The organism is Saprospiraceae bacterium (genome assembly GCA_016719615.1).
GTDB lineage: Bacteria > Bacteroidota > Bacteroidia > Chitinophagales > Saprospiraceae > Vicinibacter.
Map to the genome: position 1 here is coordinate 56,748 of JADJYQ010000001.1, position 22,092 is coordinate 78,839.

Annotated in this window: 11 protein-coding genes; all 11 read left to right on the top strand. The window is 38.0% G+C overall.

Annotation, left to right across the window (positions count from 1 at the left end; genetic code table 11):
• Positions 1 to 32: 32 nt before the first annotated feature.
• Entirely contained in the window at positions 33 to 1,361 is a 1,329-nt protein-coding gene (locus IPM92_00280) for a sugar porter family MFS transporter (protein ID MBK9106840.1), read from the top strand.
• Positions 1,362 to 2,325: 964 nt separating this feature from the next.
• On the top strand, positions 2,326 to 4,599 hold the full coding sequence (locus IPM92_00285; protein MBK9106841.1) for a GH92 family glycosyl hydrolase: 2,274 nt from the start codon (positions 2,326 to 2,328) through the stop codon (positions 4,597 to 4,599).
• 1,408 nt (positions 4,600 to 6,007) lie between these two features.
• Positions 6,008 to 6,454: an IS200/IS605 family transposase gene (gene tnpA / locus IPM92_00290; protein MBK9106842.1), complete on the top strand. Its 447-nt coding sequence runs from the start codon at positions 6,008 to 6,010 to the stop codon at positions 6,452 to 6,454.
• A 517-nt stretch (positions 6,455 to 6,971) separates the two neighbouring features.
• Positions 6,972 to 9,497: an outer membrane protein assembly factor BamA gene (gene bamA / locus IPM92_00295; protein ID MBK9106843.1), complete on the top strand. Its 2,526-nt coding sequence runs from the start codon at positions 6,972 to 6,974 to the stop codon at positions 9,495 to 9,497.
• A gap of 412 nt (positions 9,498 to 9,909) precedes the next feature.
• Positions 9,910 to 13,797, top strand: coding sequence for a right-handed parallel beta-helix repeat-containing protein (locus IPM92_00300; protein ID MBK9106844.1), 3,888 nt, complete (start codon positions 9,910 to 9,912; stop codon positions 13,795 to 13,797).
• Positions 13,794 to 15,305: a T9SS type A sorting domain-containing protein gene (locus IPM92_00305; GenBank protein MBK9106845.1), complete on the top strand. Its 1,512-nt coding sequence runs from the start codon at positions 13,794 to 13,796 to the stop codon at positions 15,303 to 15,305. The genes IPM92_00300 and IPM92_00305 overlap by 4 nt, the downstream gene beginning before the upstream one ends.
• A 23-nt stretch (positions 15,306 to 15,328) precedes the next feature.
• The gene (locus IPM92_00310; GenBank protein MBK9106846.1) at positions 15,329 to 15,643 is read left to right on the top strand and encodes a hypothetical protein; all 315 of its coding nucleotides are present in this window, start codon (positions 15,329 to 15,331) and stop codon (positions 15,641 to 15,643) included.
• A 264-nt stretch (positions 15,644 to 15,907) separates the two neighbouring features.
• Complete coding sequence (locus IPM92_00315) at positions 15,908 to 18,076, top strand: M4 family metallopeptidase (GenBank protein MBK9106847.1); 2,169 nt, start codon at positions 15,908 to 15,910, stop codon at positions 18,074 to 18,076.
• A 51-nt stretch (positions 18,077 to 18,127) separates the two neighbouring features.
• Positions 18,128 to 18,790, top strand: a complete 663-nt coding sequence (locus IPM92_00320) for a hypothetical protein (protein ID MBK9106848.1) — start codon at positions 18,128 to 18,130, stop codon at positions 18,788 to 18,790.
• A gap of 532 nt (positions 18,791 to 19,322) precedes the next feature.
• Positions 19,323 to 19,640 (top strand): hypothetical protein, encoded by a 318-nt coding sequence (locus IPM92_00325; GenBank protein MBK9106849.1) that lies wholly within the window; start codon positions 19,323 to 19,325, stop codon positions 19,638 to 19,640.
• 265 nt (positions 19,641 to 19,905) lie between these two features.
• Positions 19,906 to 22,023, top strand: a complete 2,118-nt coding sequence (gene ligA / locus IPM92_00330) for an NAD-dependent DNA ligase LigA (protein ID MBK9106850.1) — start codon at positions 19,906 to 19,908, stop codon at positions 22,021 to 22,023.
• Positions 22,024 to 22,092 lie beyond the last annotated feature (69 nt).

A 22,092-nucleotide genomic window follows, 5' to 3' on the forward strand; every position in this document is an offset into this window, starting at 1 on the left:
CATTGCCATTTAACACTAAACAAATGTTTCAAATCAGTCCTAAATATATTTTATACTACTGCGCCGTAGTTGCCGCACTTTCCGGATTTTTATTTGGCTTTGACACTGTTGTCATTTCAGGTGCCGAACAAACTCTTCAAAAACTTTGGGATCTCGACAGCTTTATGCATGGCCTTACCATCAGCATGGCTCTTTGGGGTACCTTGCTTGGAGCATTTATCGGAAGATTTCCAACAGAACTTTGGGGAAGAAAAAATGCACTCATACTCGTTGGCTTTCTATACCTGATTTCTGCCCTCGGAACAGCCCTCGCAACCGATGTCTATACATTTATCATTTTCAGATTTATGGGTGGGCTGGGAATTGGCATCTCTACCATAGCAGCACCCTTATATATTAGCGAAATATCGCCACCGGAAAAGCGAGGAAAACTTACCGGGATGTTTCAATTCAATATCGTTTTTGGAATTTTAATAGCCTACATTTCAAATGCATTACTAAGTCATTTAGGTCCCGATGCCTGGAGATATATGTTGGGAGTGCTGGCGATCCCATCGGCAATTTATATTTTCTTATGTATGAACTTGCCTGAAAGTCCACGATGGTTGATCCTTCGTAGAAAAGACAACAAGAAAGCACGAGAAATATTTTCAAACATGAATCCCGGTATTGATCAAAAGGAAATTGCAGACTTGGTCGAAAGTATTTCTGCATCGACCGGAAATGCAGAATACAAAAAACCATTCTTTACCAAAACTTTATTGAAGCCCATTTTGCTTGCATTTTTTATTGCGTTTTTCAATCAACTTTCAGGTATCAATGCTATTCTGTATTACGCACCCCGAATTTTTGAATTGACGGGTTTGGGACAAGAAGCCTCTCTTCTTCAATCTGTAGGAATTGGTTTGATAAATTTAATTTTTACACTTGTTGGTTTAAGATTAATTGATAAAGCAGGAAGAAAATCCTTGCTCTATTGGGGTGCTTTCGGCTACATCCTTTCACTCGGCTTATGCTCTTTTGCTTTTGCTACCGAATTTTATGACCTCGTCACCTATGGAATTTTTGCATTTATTGCAGCACATGCCATCGGACAAGGAGCCGTCATCTGGGTATTTATCAGCGAAATATTTCCCAACCAACATCGCGATGCCGGCCAAACTTTGGGAAGTTTTACCCATTGGTTATTTGCTGCTCTTTTGACCTTGATATTTCCAAAACTTGTCAATATTTTAAATCCTGCAATCATATTTGGAATATTTTGTTTCCTCATGCTCCTCCAACTATTTTGGATAAAAATGTGGGTTCCTGAAACCAAAGGAATCTCACTTGAAAATATGGAAAAAAAATTGGGAATGTGACGAAAATTAAGAATATGAATAGCCTTCCAGCTGGAAGCTATTCATAAATTCAAATCAAATCGCAAACATCCCACCCCCAGCCGGCTTCAGCCGGATTCAAAAGCGCAAACCCAAAAATCATTAATCAGAAAACGAAATCCCAAAACACCGCGCACGAATAAGCCCCGCACTATAACTAGGAATGGGTTTCAACCCATTCCGTAAATAATCCCATTCCGAAAATCAACCCCATTCCGAAAATCAACCCATTCCGTAAATAAAATTTATCCCAATCAAAAATCCATCCCAATCATCCATCTAAAACTAAATGCTATTCATAAATGAAAATTAAATCGCAAACATCCCACCCTCAGCCGGCTTCAGCCGGAACCAAAAACGCAAACCCAAAAATCATTTATCAGAAAACGAAATCCCAAAAACCACCCACGAATAGACCCCGCACTATAACTAGGAATGGGTTTCAACCCATTCCGTAAATAATCCCATTCCGTAAAATCAACCCATTTCGAAAATAAAATTCATCCCAATCAAAAATTCATCCCAATCATCCATCTAAAACTAAATGCTATTCATAAATGAAAATCAAATCGCAAACATCCCACCCTCAGCCGGCTTCAGCCGGAATCAAAAACGGAAACACAAAAATGATAAATTAAAAACGAAATCAAAGACACCGACCACGAACAAACCCTACACTATAAATAGGAATGGGTTTCAACCCATTCCGTAAATAATCCCATTCCGAAAATAATCCCATTCCGTAAAATAACCCCATTCCGTAAATGAAATTCATCCCAATCATAACCCCATCCCAATCATAACCCCATCCCTATTAAATCTAAAAAATAAATAGATCAATAATGAGTTAAAAAATAACTCAATATTGTGTAAAGAAAAGATAAAAATCATTTTTTCGCCAATTCATTAATTTCACAACTATATTTAGACTTCTAAATAAATCACCATGCGATTTCTCTATTTCATATTATTGATTTTCCCCAATCTTGTTTTTGCGCAGTCAAAAAGAAAACCGGACCTGGCCGACCGGGTCAACCCATTGATGGGAACTCAAAGCAGTTATGAACTGAGCCATGGCAACACCTATCCTTCCATTGCATTACCCTGGGGAATGCATGCCTGGACACCACAAACAGGCCGCAATGGCGATGGTTGGCAATATACCTATGATGCCAAAAAAATAAGAGGTTTCAAACAAACACACCAGCCATCTCCATGGATGAATGATTACGGACCCTTTTCGTTGATGCCTGTGGTAGGAAAATCAGTATTTGATGAAGACCAGCGCGGAAGCTGGTTTAGTCATAAAGCTGAAACATCAAGGCCTTATTATTATCAGGTCTATCTGGCAGATTTTCATACCAAGGTTGAGATCACTCCAACAGATCGCGCAGCCATTTTCCGAATTACATTTCCGAAAACCGACAGTGCATTCATTGTGGTCGATGCATTCGACAGGGGCTCTTATATTAAAATCATTCCGGAACAAAATAAAATCATTGGCTACAGCTCGCGCTATAGTCGGGGCAAGCTCAATAATTTTAAAAATTATTTCGTCATTGTTTTTGATCAGCCCATACTTGCTTTCAATATTTGGAGTGATAAAACAAAATTGACAACTCGGGAGCTTTCGGGAAGCCATGTGGGTGGTATTTTTCAATTTGAAGCTCAAAAGCACCAGAATATTTTACATGCACGTATTGCCTCTTCATTTATTAGTTTTGAGCAAGCTGAACGGAATCTTTTGGAGTTAGGTGGCGATTCTTTCGAAAACATTAAAGGGAAGGCCAAAAATATCTGGAACAATTTATTGAGTAAAGTTGAGATCGAAGGTGGTACCGAATCACAACAAAATATATTTTATACCACACTGTACAGGACCATGTTGTTTCCAATGAAACAGTATGAAATAAACGCTGATGGAAAAGTAGTACACTACAGTCCGCATACAGGGACCGTATTGCCAGGATACCGATACGGAGGCACAGGATTTTGGGATACCTTCCGGGCTTTATATCCTTTGTTGAATTTGTTGTTTCCTTCCGTCAACAAAGAAATGCAGGAAGGCCTTATCAATGATTACAAAGAAGGCGGATGGTTGCCGGAATGGAGTAGTCCGTCATACAGCGATATTATGATTGGAAATAATTCTGCCTCTGTAGTTGCTGATGCTTATATCAAAGGAATACGCGGTTATGACATAGAGGTACTTTATGATGCCTTGATCCACGGAGCGCATCACGAAGGGCCGCAAGCAACCGGAAGAAAAGGTGTTGAACATTACGATAGACTAGGATATATTCCATGCGATGTCAATATTAATGAAAGTGCAGCGCGTACCTTAGAATACGCTTATGCCGATTTTACCATCAGCCGTTTGGCCAAAGCTTTAAATAAACCCTTAGCAGAGATTGAATTGTACGAGAAAAAAAGTTTGAATTACAAACACTTGTTTGATCCTGCCACGCGATTGATGCGTGGAAAAAATGCAGATGGCAGTTTTCAAAATCCCTTCAACCCTTTTAAATGGGGCGATGCATTCACGGAAGGAAATAGCTGGCATTACAGCTGGAGTGTTTTTCACGATGTCGACGGACTCGCACAATTGATGGGCGGTTATGATTTTTTTGCCAGGATGCTGGATTCTGTATTTGCCATGCCACCTGTTTTTGATGACAGTTATTACGGATCTACGATTCATGAAATTCGCGAAATGCAAATCGTCAATATGGGGCAATATGCACACGGCAATCAGCCGATACAACATATGATCTATTTATACAATTATGCAGGGCAGCCCTGGAAAACACAATATTGGGTGCGAGAGGTCATGAATAAATTATACCAAAACGCCCCCGATGGATATTGCGGCGACGAAGACAATGGACAAACCAGTGCATGGTATGTTTTTTCAGCCATGGGTTTTTATCCCGTATGTCCTGCGACAGATCAATATGTATTGGGAGCACCTTTGTTCGAAAAAATAATTTTGCATTTAGAAAATGATAAAAAATTTGTAATCCAAGCACCGAACAACAGCCAGGAAAATATATTTGTCCAAAACGTATTTTGGAACGGGAAAGAGCATAATTACAATTGGATAGATCATCCCAGCATAATGCAAGGAGGTCAATTGCATTTTCAAATGGGAGATCAGCCCAATTTGAAAAGAGGGACAAAGCCCGAATCATTTCCATTTTCTTTATCTCGCGAAAAATAAATCCCAAATAGCCATCCAGTTGAAGCCGGAAGCTATTCATAAATCCGAATCAAATCGCAAACATCCCACCCCCAGCCGGCTTCAGCCGGATTCAAAAACGCAAACCCAAAAATCATTAACCAGAAAACGAAATCCCAAAAACACCGCCCACGAATAAACCCCACACTATAACTAGGAATGGGTTTCAACCCATTCCGTAAATAATCCCATTTCGAAAATCAACCCATTCCGTAAATGAAAATTCATCCCAATCATCAATGCATCCCAATCATCCATCTAAAACTAGATGCTATTAATGAATGAAAATCAAATCGCAAACATCCCACCCCCAGCCGGCTTCAGCCGGATCCAAAAACGCAAACCCAAAAATCATTAATCAGAAAACGTAAACCCCAAAAACCACCCACGAATAAACCCCACACTATAACTAGGAATGGGTTTCAACCCATTCCGTAAATGAAAATCCATCCCAATCACCCATCTAAAACTAGAAGCAATTAATAAATGAGAATCTAATCGCAAAAATCCCACCCCTCAGCCGGCTTCAGCCGGATCCAAAAACGCAACCCCAAAAATCATTAATCAGAAAACGAAATCCCAAAAACACCGCCCACGAATAAACCCATCACTATAACTAGGAATGGGTTTCAACCCATTCCGTAAATCAACCAATCCCGTAAATCAACCCATTCCGTAAATGAAAATTCATCCCAATCATCAATTCATCCCAATCATCCATCTAAAACTAAATGCTATTCATAAATGAAAATCAAATCGCAAACATCCCACACTCAGCCGGCTTCAGCCGGATCCAAAAACGCAAACCCAAAAATCATTAACCAGAAAACGAAAACCCCAAAAACCGCCCACGAATAAACCCCACACTATAACTAGGAATGGGTTTCAACCCATTCCGAAAATCAACCCCATTCCGTAAATAAAATTCATCCCAATCAAAAATCCATCCCAATCACCCATCTAAAACTAGAAGCAATTAATAAATGAGAATCTAATCGCAAAAATCCCCACCCTCAGCCGGCTTCAGCCGGATCCAAAAACGCAAACCCAAAAATCATTAATCAGAAAACGTAAACCCCAAAAACCACCCACGAATAAACCCCACACTATAACTAGGAATGGGTTTCAACCCATTCCGTAAATAATCCATTCCGTAAATAATCCCATTCCGAAAATCAACCCATTCCGTAAAATCAACCCATTCCAAAAATCAACCCATTCCGTAAAATAACCCCATTCTGTAAAATCAACCAACCCCGCAAATAACCCCTTCCTCGAATTCATCAAAACAATTATTCAAAATTTTAGAATTAATACCTAAAATTTAAATTTAAAATCAAAAATAAATTTGCAATTTTGTACAACACCCTAACATATTAAACACTATACAATGCCCATTCTAAAAGTATACATCCATTTTGTTTGGAGTACCAAGCATAGATACCCATTTCTTAAGACCAAACAATTGCGACTCAAAGTATGGGATCACATTTCAGAAAACGCAAAAGAAAAAGGAATATACATTGATTTTATCAGCGGATATTCTGATCATTGTCATTGCCTGATTTCAATGGAAAATGACCAAACGATGCAAAATGTCATGCAATTCATAAAAGGCGAATCATCCAATTGGATAAATAAATTGGGACTAACAACTGAAAAATTTGCCTGGCAGGATGAATATTATGCTGCATCCGTATCCGAATCAAGAATGCCAAAGCTCAGGCAATATATTAAAAATCAGGAGGAGCACCATAGCAAGAAATCTTTCAATGATGAATATGAAGAGCTCATTCAAAAACATGGATTCAATTTGGAAAAAATCATCAAAATCTAATGCTGTTTTTTGCTAAAAACAGTAACCAAAAATTATTAATTTAAAAAACCCCTCAGCCGGCTTCAGCCGGATCCAAAAACGCAACCACAAAAATCATTAATCAGAAATCGAAATCCCAAAAACACCGCCCACGAATAAACCCATCACTATAACTAGGAATGGGTTTCAACCCATTCCGTAAATAATCCCATTCCGAAAATCAACCCCATTTCGTAAAATAACCCATTCCGAAAATAATCCCATTCCAAAAATCAACCCATTCCGTAAAATCAACCCATTCCGAAAATCAACCCCATTCCGAAAATCAACCCATTCCGAACCCCAATACCTTTATTTAAATTTATACAATATATTGAAATACAACGATTTATATTAAAATATTTTATTTAAAATGAAATCAGATTCTAAATTCAGCCATTAGATCCTGCCGCCGGATTAAACAAACCAAGAATACTTACCTTTGTGGCCGCAATTTTACGACCTGCTTGGCGTTTATAAAATTTAGTACCGTAAAAACATGATCAGATCCATAGTCCTTGCTTTTTTATATGTTATTTCTGTTTACACCCTTAGTGCTCAGGAAAATGTCTTTGTTCCCTACGATGCCAAGATCTATGAGATATCTACCATTCGGGTTTCAGGTAATGAATTCAGCGACGGAAATGCCATCATTAATATTTCCGGTTTAAAAACAGGACAAAAAATTGCAGTGCCCGGGCCGGAGATCCCCAATGCCATCAAAGCCATTTTCAAACAGCGTTTATTCACTCAAATAGATATCCGGCTTGAAAATTTAGTCGGCAATGTTGCAGGATTACATATTATGGTTACTGAGAAACCAAGATATTCTACCCATTCCTACAAAGGCGTAAAAAAATCTGCACACGACGATCTCAATATCATCGTCTCCAATCATTTACCAAAAAATGCAGTATTTACAGAAGAGATCAAACAAGCTATTTCGGGAAGTCTTGAAAAATTTTACATTGAAAAAGGTTATTTTGATACAAAAGTTATAATTTCAGAAGTACCTGATGACAAAAAGACTAATTCTGTAAAATTGATCATCGATGTTCAAAAAGGCGAGCGCGTTAAAATCGACGACATTACTTTTTCAGGAAACAAGGAAGTCAGTTCGCGTAAATTGCGCAAACAATTAAAGGAGACCAAACGCATTGGACGAATTTTTTCTAAGTCAAAATTTGAAGAAGAAAAATACGAAGCCGATCTTGAAAACCTAATCACGTTTTATAATAAAGAAGGTTACCGAAATGCTAGTTTATTAAATGACACCATTTGGAGAGATGATAAAGGGCGATTGAGAATCCATATCGATTTATACGAAGGTAAAAGATTTTATTTTAGGAATATTTACATTAAAGGAAATTCACTATATACAGAACAACATATTCGAAATGTATTGGGAATTCAAAAAGGCGATGTGTACAACCAGGAGTTGTTGCAAAAGAGATTGAGTTTTTCAGATGATGGTCGCGATGTGAGCAGTTTGTATATGGATGAGGGCCATTTGTTCTTCAGAGCAGAACCCGTTGAGACCGGTATTGAAAATGACTCCGTCGATATTACGATCCGCATAACGGAAGGTCCACCTGCCACCATTGATCGCGTTGTCGTAAAAGGAAACGATCGCACCAATGAACACGTCATCCGCCGTGAATTGAGAACGCGGCCCGGACAAAAATTCAGCAGATCGGATATCATTCGTTCGCAAAGAGCCATTATGTCCCTGGGATATTTTAATCCTGAAACCATGGATATCAATACACCGGTGAATCCCAAAAGAGGAACCGTTGATATCGAATACCAGGTCGAAGAACGTCCTTCAGATCAGTTGGAATTATCAGCCGGATGGAGTGCATTCGGTTTGATCGGAACATTAGGCGTTGTTTTTAATAATTTTTCGACGCGCAATATTTTTAAAAAATCATCATGGAGTCCGCTACCACAGGGCGACGGGCAAAAACTTTCGCTCCGCGCACAATCTAACGGTCGTTATTATCAGTCGTATAATTTTTCATTTACCGAACCCTGGTTGGGTGGCAAAAGACCCACATCTTTTACGCTGGGAGGTATTTTCAGCCGTACTGATAATTCTGCTTTTGGTACAGGCCTTGAAGGCGGATTAAGCATCCTCCGCGTTTCGGGAGCATTGGGTACACAATTAAAAAAGCCCGACGACAACTTTGCTGTTAGTACGGGATTAAATCTCGAGCGCATCCGCCTCGATAATTATACAGGTTTCAGAGCCGGAAATGTAATCGTAAACAACGGCGATTTTTACAACATCTCTTTGAAAACCACATTTGTTCGCAGCACGGTTTCAGATCCACTTTTTCCACGTTCAGGTTCGAGACTTTCCTTATCCGTGCAACTCACACCACCCTATTCGCTTTTCCGCAGCGGATGGAATCCAGATTCAGTCAGCGCAGGTGAGCGCTTCAGATGGGTCGAATACCACAAATGGCGTTTCGATGGCGATTGGTATTTGAATCTGACAGGCAAGTTGGTTTTAGCATTCAATGCAAAAATTGGATTGCTGGGTTATTACAACAAAGATTTAAAAGCACCACCATTTGAAAGATTTGTAGTAGGTGGCGACGGATTAAACAACCAAACCTTTACCGTGACGGGCAGAGATATCTTTTCGCTCAGAGGTTACGAAGTTGAAGAAGTCAAAGCAAAAACCGTCGATGAGTATAATTTTAAAGATTTGACTGAAGACGCTACACTCTTCAGCAAATTCACCATGGAGTTGCGTTATCCTTTATCACTCAATCCTAGTGCAACGATGTATGCATCCTTGTGGGCACAAGGCGGAAACTCCTGGAATGCCTTCCGCGAATTCAATCCATTCCAACTCAAACGTTCGGTTGGTGCAGGTATCCGTATCTTTTTGCCGATGTTTGGTTTGCTCGGATTTGATTACGGAATCGGATTTGACAAACCATGGCTGGATGCCAAAACAACGAGCTGGAAAGATTATGCAAAATTCAGCATCATCCTGGGCTTTGAACCGGAGTAGGGGATTGGGATTCTAAAAATTTATTGATTCGCTTTTTAATTGTTTGTCTTAAGCTTATTTAGTAAGTTTATTTTTACTGGAAACAAAGGAATTGGTTTTTAAGGATTCAGGTATTCGGGCATATTTTGAATAGATTCGAATGAAATTCAGAAACAAATATTGTATTGCTATATTTGAAATATTTTATATTTGTTAAAATAAAATATAAAATAAGCAGTATTAAATTTTGATTTATTGATATTTACACATATCTTTGGTAAATCAATTACCAAAAACGGAATTAATATGAAATCCTTACGTCCTTACGTCCTTACGTCCTTACGTCCTTACGTCTTTAGCCATTCTATGCATTTTTGCGAAAATCTTTAGCCAAACGATTCCTACCTACGAATTTAATGAATTCGAAGCTGATTTGCCTTCAAAGATTAAATTGAATAGAGAGCATTCGAATTATACTCTTTTTAAAGAAGACTCTTTAAACCTTTGCAATTTTATGAATGCATTGGAAGATCCACAGTACAGATTTATTTTGAAATTAGGCCAGGAACAATATAATCTTTCATTTACAGATACCGAAGACACATTGGGTTTAAGCACTTGTGATCCTTATCATCTCCTCGGAATTATTAATGGAGATTCGAGTAGCGTTGCTGAAATTTGGTTTTATAATGAAAAGATTTACATACATCTTGAAGATAGTATACGGTGTTTAAGACTATTTCCAACTGGAGAGGAATTGGGACTTCCCGATGTTCATCTATTTGAAGAATTGCCGTGTGTATATACAGACCCGGAGACCGGCCCAGACCAAATTGCACCAGTTGATTGTCCAATAAATTTGGAAGTAGTCATCTTTACAGAACCTGGATTTATAGCCTTAAAAGGAGGGTTGGATAAAGTCGAAAAGTATGCAGCTGAAGTTTTAAATGGTCCTTTTGGGGTAGCCTATCAATATAGAAATTACATTAGAGAAAATAGAGGGAATGGAACGTTTAGTTTTAATTATGTTTTTGACAGACCAAATGGAACCCCTGCAATATTAGAATTGGATAGATTTTACGACCCGGTAAACAAAGCTGTAGAATTTGAAAAATTTTTTAAGGACAAATATCCATGTGTACCCAAAGATATGTTTATATATTTTCATTCGGGAACAACAGATGTTACCACTGAAGCGCATAGACTGCAATGTCACTCTTTAGGATTAAATTCACCTATTACGGTTTCTCTAGGTCGTGCTCCAACTATTGAAAGAGCCATAATCAATGCAACCCATGAGTTTGGACATTATTTTACCGCTTCTCATCTTTCTGATGATCCAAACGATCCATGTCCGTGTGCTGATGGGCAATATAATTTTGTAATGTGTGGAATTCCTAGAGGACTCGATATGCATATTTGCTCCTGGCAAAAAATATCAAAAGTAATGAATGATTACTGTAACTGCTTATCTGATACACATTCAATCCCTTGCGAGAATTGTATCGGCCTTTTTGCAACCGCTGTGCCATCTGTGGCAAAACTAAGTGACGACATCTGTAATAATGGAAGTGAAGCGATCGTAACCGTTACGATTCACAATGATTGCACTCCTAGAAATTTTACAAATGTAAAAGTAGCTTATTCAAAAGGCTCATCTCCAACCAAGGATAAACTTGAAATCATAGATCACATGGACTTTAATGGAGGAATAGATCCTAATGCTGATCCTGATTTAAATTTCCTCATTTACAACACTCCGTTCACTCTGGGTAATAATGAGAAAAAAATATTGAAGTGTAAGGTTAAATTAGTTCATAAAGGAACTTTATCAATTCCAGATGAGACAACATTTAGAATACATCATGATCACGGAGTAACCAGTGCACCCATCAAAACCTTTGCACCTCATGTATCAACTCAAGCTGACCGATTATACATTACAGATCAACCTGGAATAAACACAGTTACATCCTTGATTGATGCTGAAAGACAATTTCCTTCTACAAACTGTAATTTCCAGAGAAATTTGAAAATAACGCGTGATTTAATCATTAATCAGGATCACATATTCGGTAAATGTTTCGTTTATCTTGCAGAGGGTAAAAAAATCATTGTAAATCCCGGGATAACACTGACTATATGCAATTCTACTGTAAATTCATGCGATAATTTCTGGAATACCATTGAACTCATGCCGGGTGCTAATTTATATATAGATAATTCAAGCATTAATCAAGCCGAACATGTCACAACTTCATTGGGAGCAAACAATATAGAATTCAGCAACAAGACGAAAATCCAGGCATGTCAAAATGGAATTACTTGTTCGACCGGCAGTTCAGGATCTTCGATTTTATTATCAGATTCAGAATTTGATGGCTTGAGTGGCTATATAGCCAAGGTCATTGATGCGGAATTATTTGAATCAGTGAATACCCAATATGCAAATTGTTATGGAGGAATAGGCTTGTCCAATTCAGCTGCTAAAGTGAAAGGTTCAAATTTTTATGCAATTGGAAATGGATACAGAGGTGTACCTGAAGTTACTTCCCCATGGAGGGGAACCGCGATTTATTCATCCGGTGGCAACGGTAAAAAATTTGAGACGATTAAGGATCCTGATCCACATGCTCCTCAAAATAATTTTAAAGATTTTAATTGTGCGATTTACAATTCCGGCACTGCTTATGATTTGCAGGGCAACAATATGAGCAATGGAGAATATGGAATTTATATTAGCAACTCAGGGAGTACTACAGGAGGACTCATTCATCAGAATGAAATAGAGCTTGCATTTTTAGGAATTAACCTGGATCAAAATGGGAATATGCCTTGCACGATCACCAAAAACAAAGTAAGCTGTACCTCAACATATGGCACGGCTATTCAGATTGGAGGGAATTCCGGTTTGGTGCTGATTGAAGACAATGAAGTAACAAATGAAACCGGACAAGCAGGCATACTGGCAAATACCTGCTCCAATGTAGATATCAAAAACAATACGGTATATACCAATGCAACCAATGGCGTAAGGACAGATGGAATCTACTTATTAAATTCTATGAATTGTACCTTGAGCTGCAACAAAGTAAGTTGTGCAGCCTATGGGAATGGAACCTCGGCCGTAGAAGTTCAAGAAAGCCCTTTCAACACAGTCAGTTGTAATGAAATAGAAGGTGCCGACTGTGGCCTGGTGTTTGCAGGCAGTTGTAATCCCAACGAGGTGTCAGAAAACTTCTTAGGCAATCATAAATTAGGCTTGGTCCTTGTTACCCGTGCAACAGGTGGAGATGGTATCATTGGTCCGCAAAGCCATCGGGGCAATCACCTCACCGGATGCGGTATCGATAACGATGCTGTGAATTATGGCTTACAAGATGTTGTTGTACAATCACAATTTTTGGTATCTCCGATTGCGCCTTATTTACCCAATAATATTCAAGAACCTGTTCAACAACAATGGTTTTTAAATCCTCAATCAGGGAATGAATATTCCTGTTCAACCAATAATACTTGTCCTGGTGGATTTGGAGCTAGATCTTCCAAATCAAGTGAGGATTATAAACTCTATAATTCAATATATAATTCCTCTATTGGCCTGAATGAATTTGATGAGGCCAGAACCTGGTCAGCCAGGAAAAACATCCTGGAGTATATCAAATCAAAAAAATCAACTACTTCAGAAGAGCAATTATGGTTGAGAAATTACAAAGGCACAGCATTGGACCTGTTCAGTGATATTGGAAGTTTCTGTTCAAAATATTTTGATGAAGGAAGTTCAAATCACCAGATTATTGAAAGCTATATAAATGACTTAAAAGAGTTAAGCAACTCTACTACTTATGATATTCTCCAAAAGAAAGTAAGTCTCATTCGATTAAAATATTTAGGGAATAAACGCCCTATTGAAGAATACGAGGTCAGCATCTTAAAGGATATTGTAAACTTATGTCCTTATGAATATGGCAACGCAGTATATGAAGCCAGAATGATGCTTTCCAGTTCATACCCTGTGGTTGTAAATGAACAGAATTTGTGTGGTATTAAAGACCAAAATCCTGCAGAATACAAATTCAACGAGAAATCAGTTTTAGTATATCCTAATCCATCAAATAATGTACTTAAAATAAAATTGAATGGAAATCCCGAAAGATTAATATATAGGGGAAAAGTTATTGATCTATTTGGAAGACCTGTTATTGAATTCTCGATACAAGAAATGCTTGAAATTCCGGTTTCGGAATTGAATCCCGGTTTGTATTTGATAACCATTGGTTCTTATAAAGAAGCTAATACAAAAGTACTTGTCCAAAGATGAAAACCAAAATAGTAATTTGGCTATTACTGGGCTTAGCGACAAATGCATATTCCCAGAAAAAGCATGACTACAACTGGTTATTTGGCTACGGTACCGGTGTGCCTGACAGCTCAAGTCCATATGGTGGGATCATCATGTCGTTTAATGATGGACAAATTAGCTTTATACCGCAAGCCAGAGATTTTGAGTTTAATTTGCAGACAAATAGCTTTTCAGATGATTTTGGGGTTTTAATGTATATGTCGAATGGATGTTTTCTTGCAGATTCCGAAGCAAAAATATTGCCTAATGGAGATTCATTAGGTTATGGTAAAATATGGGGAGTAAATTGTCCAAAATATCAACCAGCTGCTCAAAGCTGCTTATTTATAAATTTTAGTAATAGTGAAGAATTGGTATTTTTTCAAACTATCTTGGATACCATAGGTAATGGTCAAAAAGCATTCCGAAAATGTATATATGAAAATATTATTGTACATTCTAATGATTCAGTAAAATCAAAGAATAAAATCATATTATATGATACAATATATGGAGGAGGATTTTCAGCTATACCTGTGGATAATAGCTATAAGAGTTGGTGGGGAATAGCACCTGCTCGTCATAATAATGAAATTTATACATTCTTATATACACAAAATGGTATAGAAAAAATAAACAAGCAATCAATTGGCAAGGAACATATAGCCTTAGGATCAGGTGGGGCGCAAGGTCTTTTCTCTCCCAATGGGAGACACTATGCTTTTTATAGTCCACTAAGCGGTCTGCAGGTTTTTGATTTTGATAGAACTACAGGATTATTAAGTAATTTTAGTTTTTATGAAATAGTCTATCCTTTCAATACAAGTGGTGGTTGTGCCTTTTCGCCCGATTCGCGATTTGTATACGTATCCAATCCTACAGAAGTCCTTCAGGTAGATCTGATGGAACAAGACAGTACAAAAGCAATCGACACGGTAGGCGTTTTTGATGATTTTTTTGATCCCTATCCGGCTACTTACATGCAGATGGCTCTTGGACCTGATTGCAGGATTTATATTACCGCAGGAGGTGGGAATCAATACTTACATGTGATTCTTTATCCAAACCGGAAAGGGAAAGACTGCCAATTAATCAACAGAGGTCTTAAGTTACCCACAAGGAACAGCCATGCTACGCCAAACTTCCCACATTACCGCGTCGACGAACCTTATCCATGCGACAGCACCATTCGAATTCAACTCAATACGGATGTAGATGAAGCTTTTAAGTTTAGGCAAGGTGAATTATTATTATACCCAAATCCGGCAAAGTCGGAGTTGATTGTCCAGGATATCCAAAACCTAATACCTGGAAAAGTAAATATCAGATTGTTTAGTATTCAAGGTCAATTGATCAGTGAAATGCAAACTGACAATGCAGGAGAAGAAATGAGAATCCCAGTTCTGAATTTAAATACTGGGATGTATATTATTCAACTAAGGAATGAAAAGGGCAGATATTGGATGTCGAAGTTTTTAAAGGATTGAAAAAGAGCTCTATTGTATTGAGTATGAAGACCAGGATAATTACATTAGTATGTTTCTTTAGTATTTGTATTCATGCACACTCCCAGAAAAAACACGACTACAACTGGTTATTCGGATATGGTAGTGGTATTCCGGATAGTACTAATCCGTTTGGGGGGATAATCATGTCATTTAACAAAAATAAGATTGAGTTTATACCTCAAGAAAGAGATTTTTGGTTCAATTACCAAACGAACAGTTATTCTGATGCATCAGGAAAGTTAAGTTTTATGTCAAATGGCTGTTCAATGGCAGATGAAAATGCACAAATAATTTTAAATGGTGATTCATGTGTTTAGAAAGAAATGTCTATCAATCGATTTTTCTTATAATAAGCAAACATTATATTGATATTTTTGACTAATATTATATTAGTTAAAATAAAATACAAAATAATCAGTATTAAATTTTGATTTATTGCTAATTACGCATATCTTTGGTAAATCAATCACCAAAAACGGAATTAATATGAAATCCTTACGTCCTTACGTCCTTACGTCCTTAGACTCAAAATTAAAAGCGTCACTGCGTTTTTAATAATCAACTTAATTCTTTTCTCTTGCTTGAATGTGCAGGCTCAGGAATCAAATAATTCTTCCGAATGTGAAAACTTCAATTCTTTTGCCTATGACTCTGCAATCTTTGATAGCACGCATTTGATTGCGCCGTTTGAAAATGGAATTCTATTTGTGGATTTATCTTCAAAAGATAGCCTTGAAATAATTATTGAGAGTCTGGGTCTGGATGCCAATACGAGCTTTGAATTATTGTTTACCGAAAATGATTTCCAGGATACTCTGTATTATTATTCAAGGTATCAACAGTTCTATAAAGGAATTAGGTTAGATGGCGGAGGATATACGGTCGAATATATCAGAAACCTAACAGATGATCCTGATAATCCTTGTGATAACATTTACTCCATTGCTCCAAGAATTTTGACTGAAATTTCAATAGATACGGCTGCAGATATTTCTTTGCAATCTGCACTAGAATATTTTGAAAGCGATACGCTTTATGATTCGGAATTGATCATCACTCATAATTTTTTAAATGAATGTGAATATTTGTTGGTCTGGAGAATTGCTTACAGCGATTCCGTGGGAGGTAATAAATGTATATTTATTGATGCCAATACAGGAGACTCACTCACTACCATCGATTTGAATGAATACATCGATGCGCCTACTATTACTTACGGCATTCAAAACTTAGAAAATCTTGAATCTGGTAATAATTATATTCTTAAGTCACCTGATCAAAGACTGCGAGTACTGGATTTTGATAACACAAGTACTGACCCACACCAGGGAAGGGGAGGCCCGGCCTATTTTCCAAATTGGAAAGACAAGCCATCTCCCTTCACATCAAATTCAAATACTTCGTGGGGTTCAGAAGCTACAACTTTAGCTTATCAGGCATTTTATGTTGTGGAGAAAGTACTACCCGAATTCGATGCATTAGGAATTGGTGAAGGGTTTAATGACGTTAGGATTGGAACTTTAACAAGTTATAATAATTCTTTTGCACAACCTTGGGATGATTTTCAGGCTATATATTTAGGCGGCAACGCCAATGGTGGCCCAACCGCATTATTTGATATTGCAGCCCACGAATTTGCTCATATCTATTTGCGTAAATTTTTATCTAGTGAAAAATTGGCTGCAGGTTCCTTGCATGAGGGATTGTGTGACATGATTGGAACTTATATAGAATCAAAGATACAATCCCTTGATTGGGCAATAGGAGATGATGATAATCGAACTAGACAAGAATATGATCGAAATCTGCAATCTCCCGGTACTGATTTTGACTGCTTTACTGAAGTAATAAATTTGACAAATGCTCATCTAAGAGGAAAACCTCTGGGTCATTGGTTTTATTTAATCAGCCAAGGCAAAACATCCCCGGTGATTCCGGCTCTGGGTTTGGATAAGTCCACAGAAATCGTTTTGGCATCGCTTAAAAACCTGGGGAACCTGAGTGATTACAAAGACCTTATGGAATCGACCTTAGCCTATGTATTGAAAAATTATGGCAGATGCTCAGATGAATTCAGGGCTGTGGCTCAATCCTGGGAGTTAATTTGTGTACCTACCGGATATGCAAATTCTGGAACCATACCTGATTGTTCTGCGAATATATGCCTAACAGGCAGCTCTATTATTTGCGAAGAATCCGATGCGTTTCAGCTTTGCGCCTGTGGTGCTTATCCAATGGGTTCCACCTTTAATTGGACGATAATAGGTCCAAAGAGTACCGAATATACTTCACAATTGGGAATGCAGGGAAATAGTCAAACCGGAGGCCAGTGTTTGACGATCACAGACATACCAAAGTATCCTTATTACCCGCAGTACATCAAAATTTCCATGTATTCGCCAACATTATGTGATGCAGGCATAAGGCCTTGTATAATATACAAGCTCCTTAAACTGGAAGACTGTAATAATGACGATCCGAATTGTGATTATTTTTCTGAGTTGTCGCGTAAAGAACATAAAACGAAGATTGGAATTCAAGCAACTTTATTTAAGGACAAGAAGGATGATTGTGCTTTATTAAGAGTTTATGATATTTATGGTCGTCTAATTTTTACAACTAACAATTGTTTAATTCAGGGACGGGAAATTCCGTATTCAGGAATTGCGATCTTTAGATTTTCATCAAAAGATGGCAGCTTATTAAAAGTTCAAAAGAGGTATTTGGTTTATGGCAAAAATATAAAATAGCCTTTCAACTATGCAATATTCTTTGTAATGAAAAACTTTAATATTTTGACTTTGTTTATTTTTTTTGTCAGCACTTGGTCCGGCAAGATACTTTCTCAAACATATATAGGTCCTGTGTTAGGTTATGATTTTCAAAAGGTTATTTCCACTCGGGATTTTATTAGATTAGACTTAAAAAATAAAGGATTTGGAAATGGAAGCCCTTTGATAGGAATAAAATTAAAGCAAATATTAATTAACCAGTTTTATCTTCAAATTTCTGCTGATTTTACCCATAAGCATGTCCGAGGTTTTCCTGATGGAGGATTTTTTCAAGATTTTCTTTACCATTATAACTATTATAAGAATCAGTTTTTATTTACCTATTATTGGAAAAAAAAATGGAAAATTGGTGGTGGGATAACATACAATATTGTTAATAAACTATATTATGAAGATCTTGAACGTGGCCACATGAGCAATAATAAGGTAAATTATACTGAAAAAGGATGGGTGTTTTTACTTGGGCTAAAATATAATAAATTTGAGTTTGAAGTTTATTATAATAATAGAATCGAAACTCCAATTAGCGGGGAAAACATTTATGGCTTTCACTTGCACCAAATTCAATCTTTAGGTCTGCGTGTGAGTTATGATTTTAAGATCTTCGATGCATGTAAGAAAAAGGAAAAACCTGAATTGCTACCGGTGAATAAGATGGCAATTGTTGAGTGACGATATTTTGGTCAACATAAAATAATTTACCTGAAACTGTGAATTAATTCAGTGAGGTTCAATATTTCAATTCCTAAGATTGATTGAAAAAATAACAATAAAAGGGCAGATAAGATGATTAATTCAAGACACCACTTCAAAGTTGCCTTAAAACTGTAATGAATAACTTAAAAAATCTGGTTTTGTTGTTTATTTTTTTCATGTCATGTTCTAGTCATATTTTTTCCCAAACATATTTGAGTCCCGTCGTAGGTTATGATTTTCAAAAGTTGCTTCCGCCCCATTAAATTTTATTGACCTAGATTTTAAAAATAAAGGATTTGAAAATTCCAGCCCTTTGATAGGTGTCAATTTAAAGCAAAAACTGATTAACAAGTTATACTTTCAAGTTACCAGCGATTTCAACCATAAACACGTCCAGAGCTTTTTTTAAGGAGCGTTTTTTCAAGATTTAATCTTTCATTATAACTATGTAAGGAATAACTTCTTCCTTACATATTATTGGAAAAGCAAATGGAAGGTAGATGTAGGCGTGACATACAATATCGTAAACAATCTTTATTATGAAGATGAAGAAAACAATTACACGAGTGATCTAAGATATAATTATTCTGAAAAAGGTGTGATGTTCATGCTTGGATGGAAATATAATAAGTTTGAATTTGAGGCTTATTATTCTAAAAGGCTGGGTACACCTCTATTAGTAGGCGGAACAATTTATGGTTATGAGTTGCATCAGATTCAATCTTTAGGTCTGCGGTTAAGTTATGACTTTAAGATCTTCGACAGATGCAAGAAAAAGGAAATGCCTGAATTACCGGCGGCAAATAAAATGGCAGTTGTGGACTGAAGTCAGAATAGCATAACCATCAAAGTGTAAATCTATTTGCTAAATATGCACAGGGTCAATTCATGTTTGATACTTGTAAGTAAAACACAGGTGAGTAAATCCCAATTTAGTTTAGTAAATTTAAAAGGGGTATAAATTTTATACATATGCGCAATGTGCAGGGAGGGTATTGGCTTGGAAAATTTGTAAAGGAGTGAGATGAGCAGGACTCCTGACCCCCTTGATCCCCCTTTTTCCCTACTTTTGCTTCCCACAATTTCATACCATGAAATACAGCGCTGCCGAAATCAAGGAATTCAACAATCAGACCCGCGAATTTTTGCAGAACCCGTCTGTTACAAACCGTTCTGCTTTGGATCAGTTGAGAGAGTTGATCCGTTTTCACGAATGGCAGTATTATGCCCAGGATAACCCGCTGATTAGCGATTATGAATACGATCAATTGTATAAATTGCTGGAACGGGTTGAATCAGATCATCCGGATTGGTTTGATGCAGATTCTCCAACGCAAAGGGTGTCGAGCGACCTCACCGAGAAGTTCGAAACAGTAACACACCTTACCCCCATGCTTTCTCTCGAAAACTCCTATAAATTAGAAGACCTGGAAGCCTTTGATGCCCGGGTTCGAAAACTATGTGAGTTAAGTGATCAGAATGCGCTTGAATATTTTGCAGAACCCAAATTTGACGGGGGTAGTATTGCTCTGGTTTATGAGAACGATACCCTGGTCAGGGCCGCCACGCGCGGCGATGGTGCACAAGGGGATGAGATCACCCGAAATGCCCGAACCATGAAATCTGTACCTCTGCATGCAGCCTTTTCCAAATTCGGTTTGCACCGTGTAGAATTGCGCGGAGAGGCTGTACTCAGTCATAAAAAATTTGCGCTAATCAACCAACAAAGAGAATCGGATGGACTGAGTTTATTGGCCAATCCCCGGAATGCAGCTACCGGTGTGCTTCGCGTGAAAGATCCCGCTGAGACGGCTGCACGCGGTTTGGATGTCTTCATCTTTCAACTCTCCTTCGCAGAAGACAAGGATGGAAATCCGGCCATGAACAAAAGAGCTTCACATTCCGATTGGATGCAGTTGCTGGATCAGTTAGGTTTTAAAGTAGCCCTTGGCGACCGCAAAGTATGTGCTTCCATCTACGAAGTGGAGGCATTCGTTCAACAATGGGCCGAGCGGCGAGATCATTATACTTATGATATTGACGGGGTCGTTGTAAAAATCAACGATCTTTCCATTCAGGAACGCTGTGGTTACACAGCGCACCATCCGCGCTGGGCAGTGGCCTATAAGTTTCAGGCCAAACAAGCTACTTCTGTGTTGAAAGATGTGGAGTTCCAGGTCGGAAAAATCGGGTCCATTACTCCGGTTGCAAAAATTGAACCCGTCCCACTCGCCGGGGTTACGGTGAGCTCCGTATCCTTGCACAACGAAGATTTTATCCGGCAACGTGACATACATTATGGCGATACAGTTTTGGTAGAAAGGGCAGGTGATGTCATCCCTTATATCGTCAAAGCATTTCCCGAATTGCGAACCGGTAATGAAAAGCCAATTCAATTTCCAAAAAATTGCCCCGTTTGTGAAACGCCATTGGTTCGCGAAGAAGACGAAGCTGCCTGGCGTTGTCCGAATTTCCAGTGCGAAGCTCAGAAAGTGCAGCGATTGATTCATCACGTTTCCAAAGATGCCATGGATATCGACGGACTCGGAAAATCATTGGTTGAAAGATTTTATGAATTGGGCTGGCTCAATGATATGTCGGATATCTACAATCTCGACTATGAAGCCATTTCCCAATTGGAAGGAATGGGTGAAAAATCAGCAGCAAAACTCAGTAAATCCATTGAATCGGCAAAAAGCCGACCATTATACAGGCTTTTGCACGGACTATGCATCCACCACCTGGGTAAAAAAGTGTCTAAACTTATCGCCGAGCACCTCAGCTATCTTCCCGATCTAAAAAATTGGGACCTCGAACGCTTTACTGCCATCAAAGATGTAGGCCCGGTAGTTGGGCAAAATGTAATCCAATTTTTTCAGGAGCCCGATAATCTAAGAATGATCGACAGAATGGAACACCTAGGTGTTAACATGCGGCAGACCGATGATGACAGGCCCCGGATGAGCGATGAAAATGCGGTTTTGGCGGGCAAAACCATACTGTTTACAGGGACTTTGACGCAATTGGGAAGAAAAGAAGCGCAGGATTTGGCGGAGAAAAACGGGGCGAAATTACTTTCAGCAGTATCTTCCAATCTTAACATTCTCGTGGTAGGTGAGGATGCTGGGTCAAAGCTTTCTAAAGCCCAAAAGCTTGGTACGGTCGAAATCTGGACGGAAGAAGAGTTTCTTTCCAAAATTCAGTCATAATTTTAAGAAGAATAGCAAACGTTTAAAACTTTATAACGTTATATCTTGATAACCATTTTAGTGAAGGTC

Excerpts from the sequence above, each read along its gene's own strand:
- IPM92_00285 (MBK9106841.1), top strand. The coding sequence starts at position 2,326 with ATGCGATTTCTCTATTTCATATTATTGATTTTCCCCAATCTTGTTTTT.
- tnpA (MBK9106842.1), top strand. The coding sequence starts at position 6,008 with ATGCCCATTCTAAAAGTATACATCCATTTTGTTTGGAGTACCAAGCAT.
- bamA (MBK9106843.1), top strand. The coding sequence starts at position 6,972 with ATGATCAGATCCATAGTCCTTGCTTTTTTATATGTTATTTCTGTTTAC.
- IPM92_00305 (MBK9106845.1), top strand. The coding sequence starts at position 13,794 with ATGAAAACCAAAATAGTAATTTGGCTATTACTGGGCTTAGCGACAAAT.
- IPM92_00310 (MBK9106846.1), top strand. The coding sequence starts at position 15,329 with ATGAAGACCAGGATAATTACATTAGTATGTTTCTTTAGTATTTGTATT.
- ligA (MBK9106850.1), top strand. The coding sequence starts at position 19,906 with ATGAAATACAGCGCTGCCGAAATCAAGGAATTCAACAATCAGACCCGC.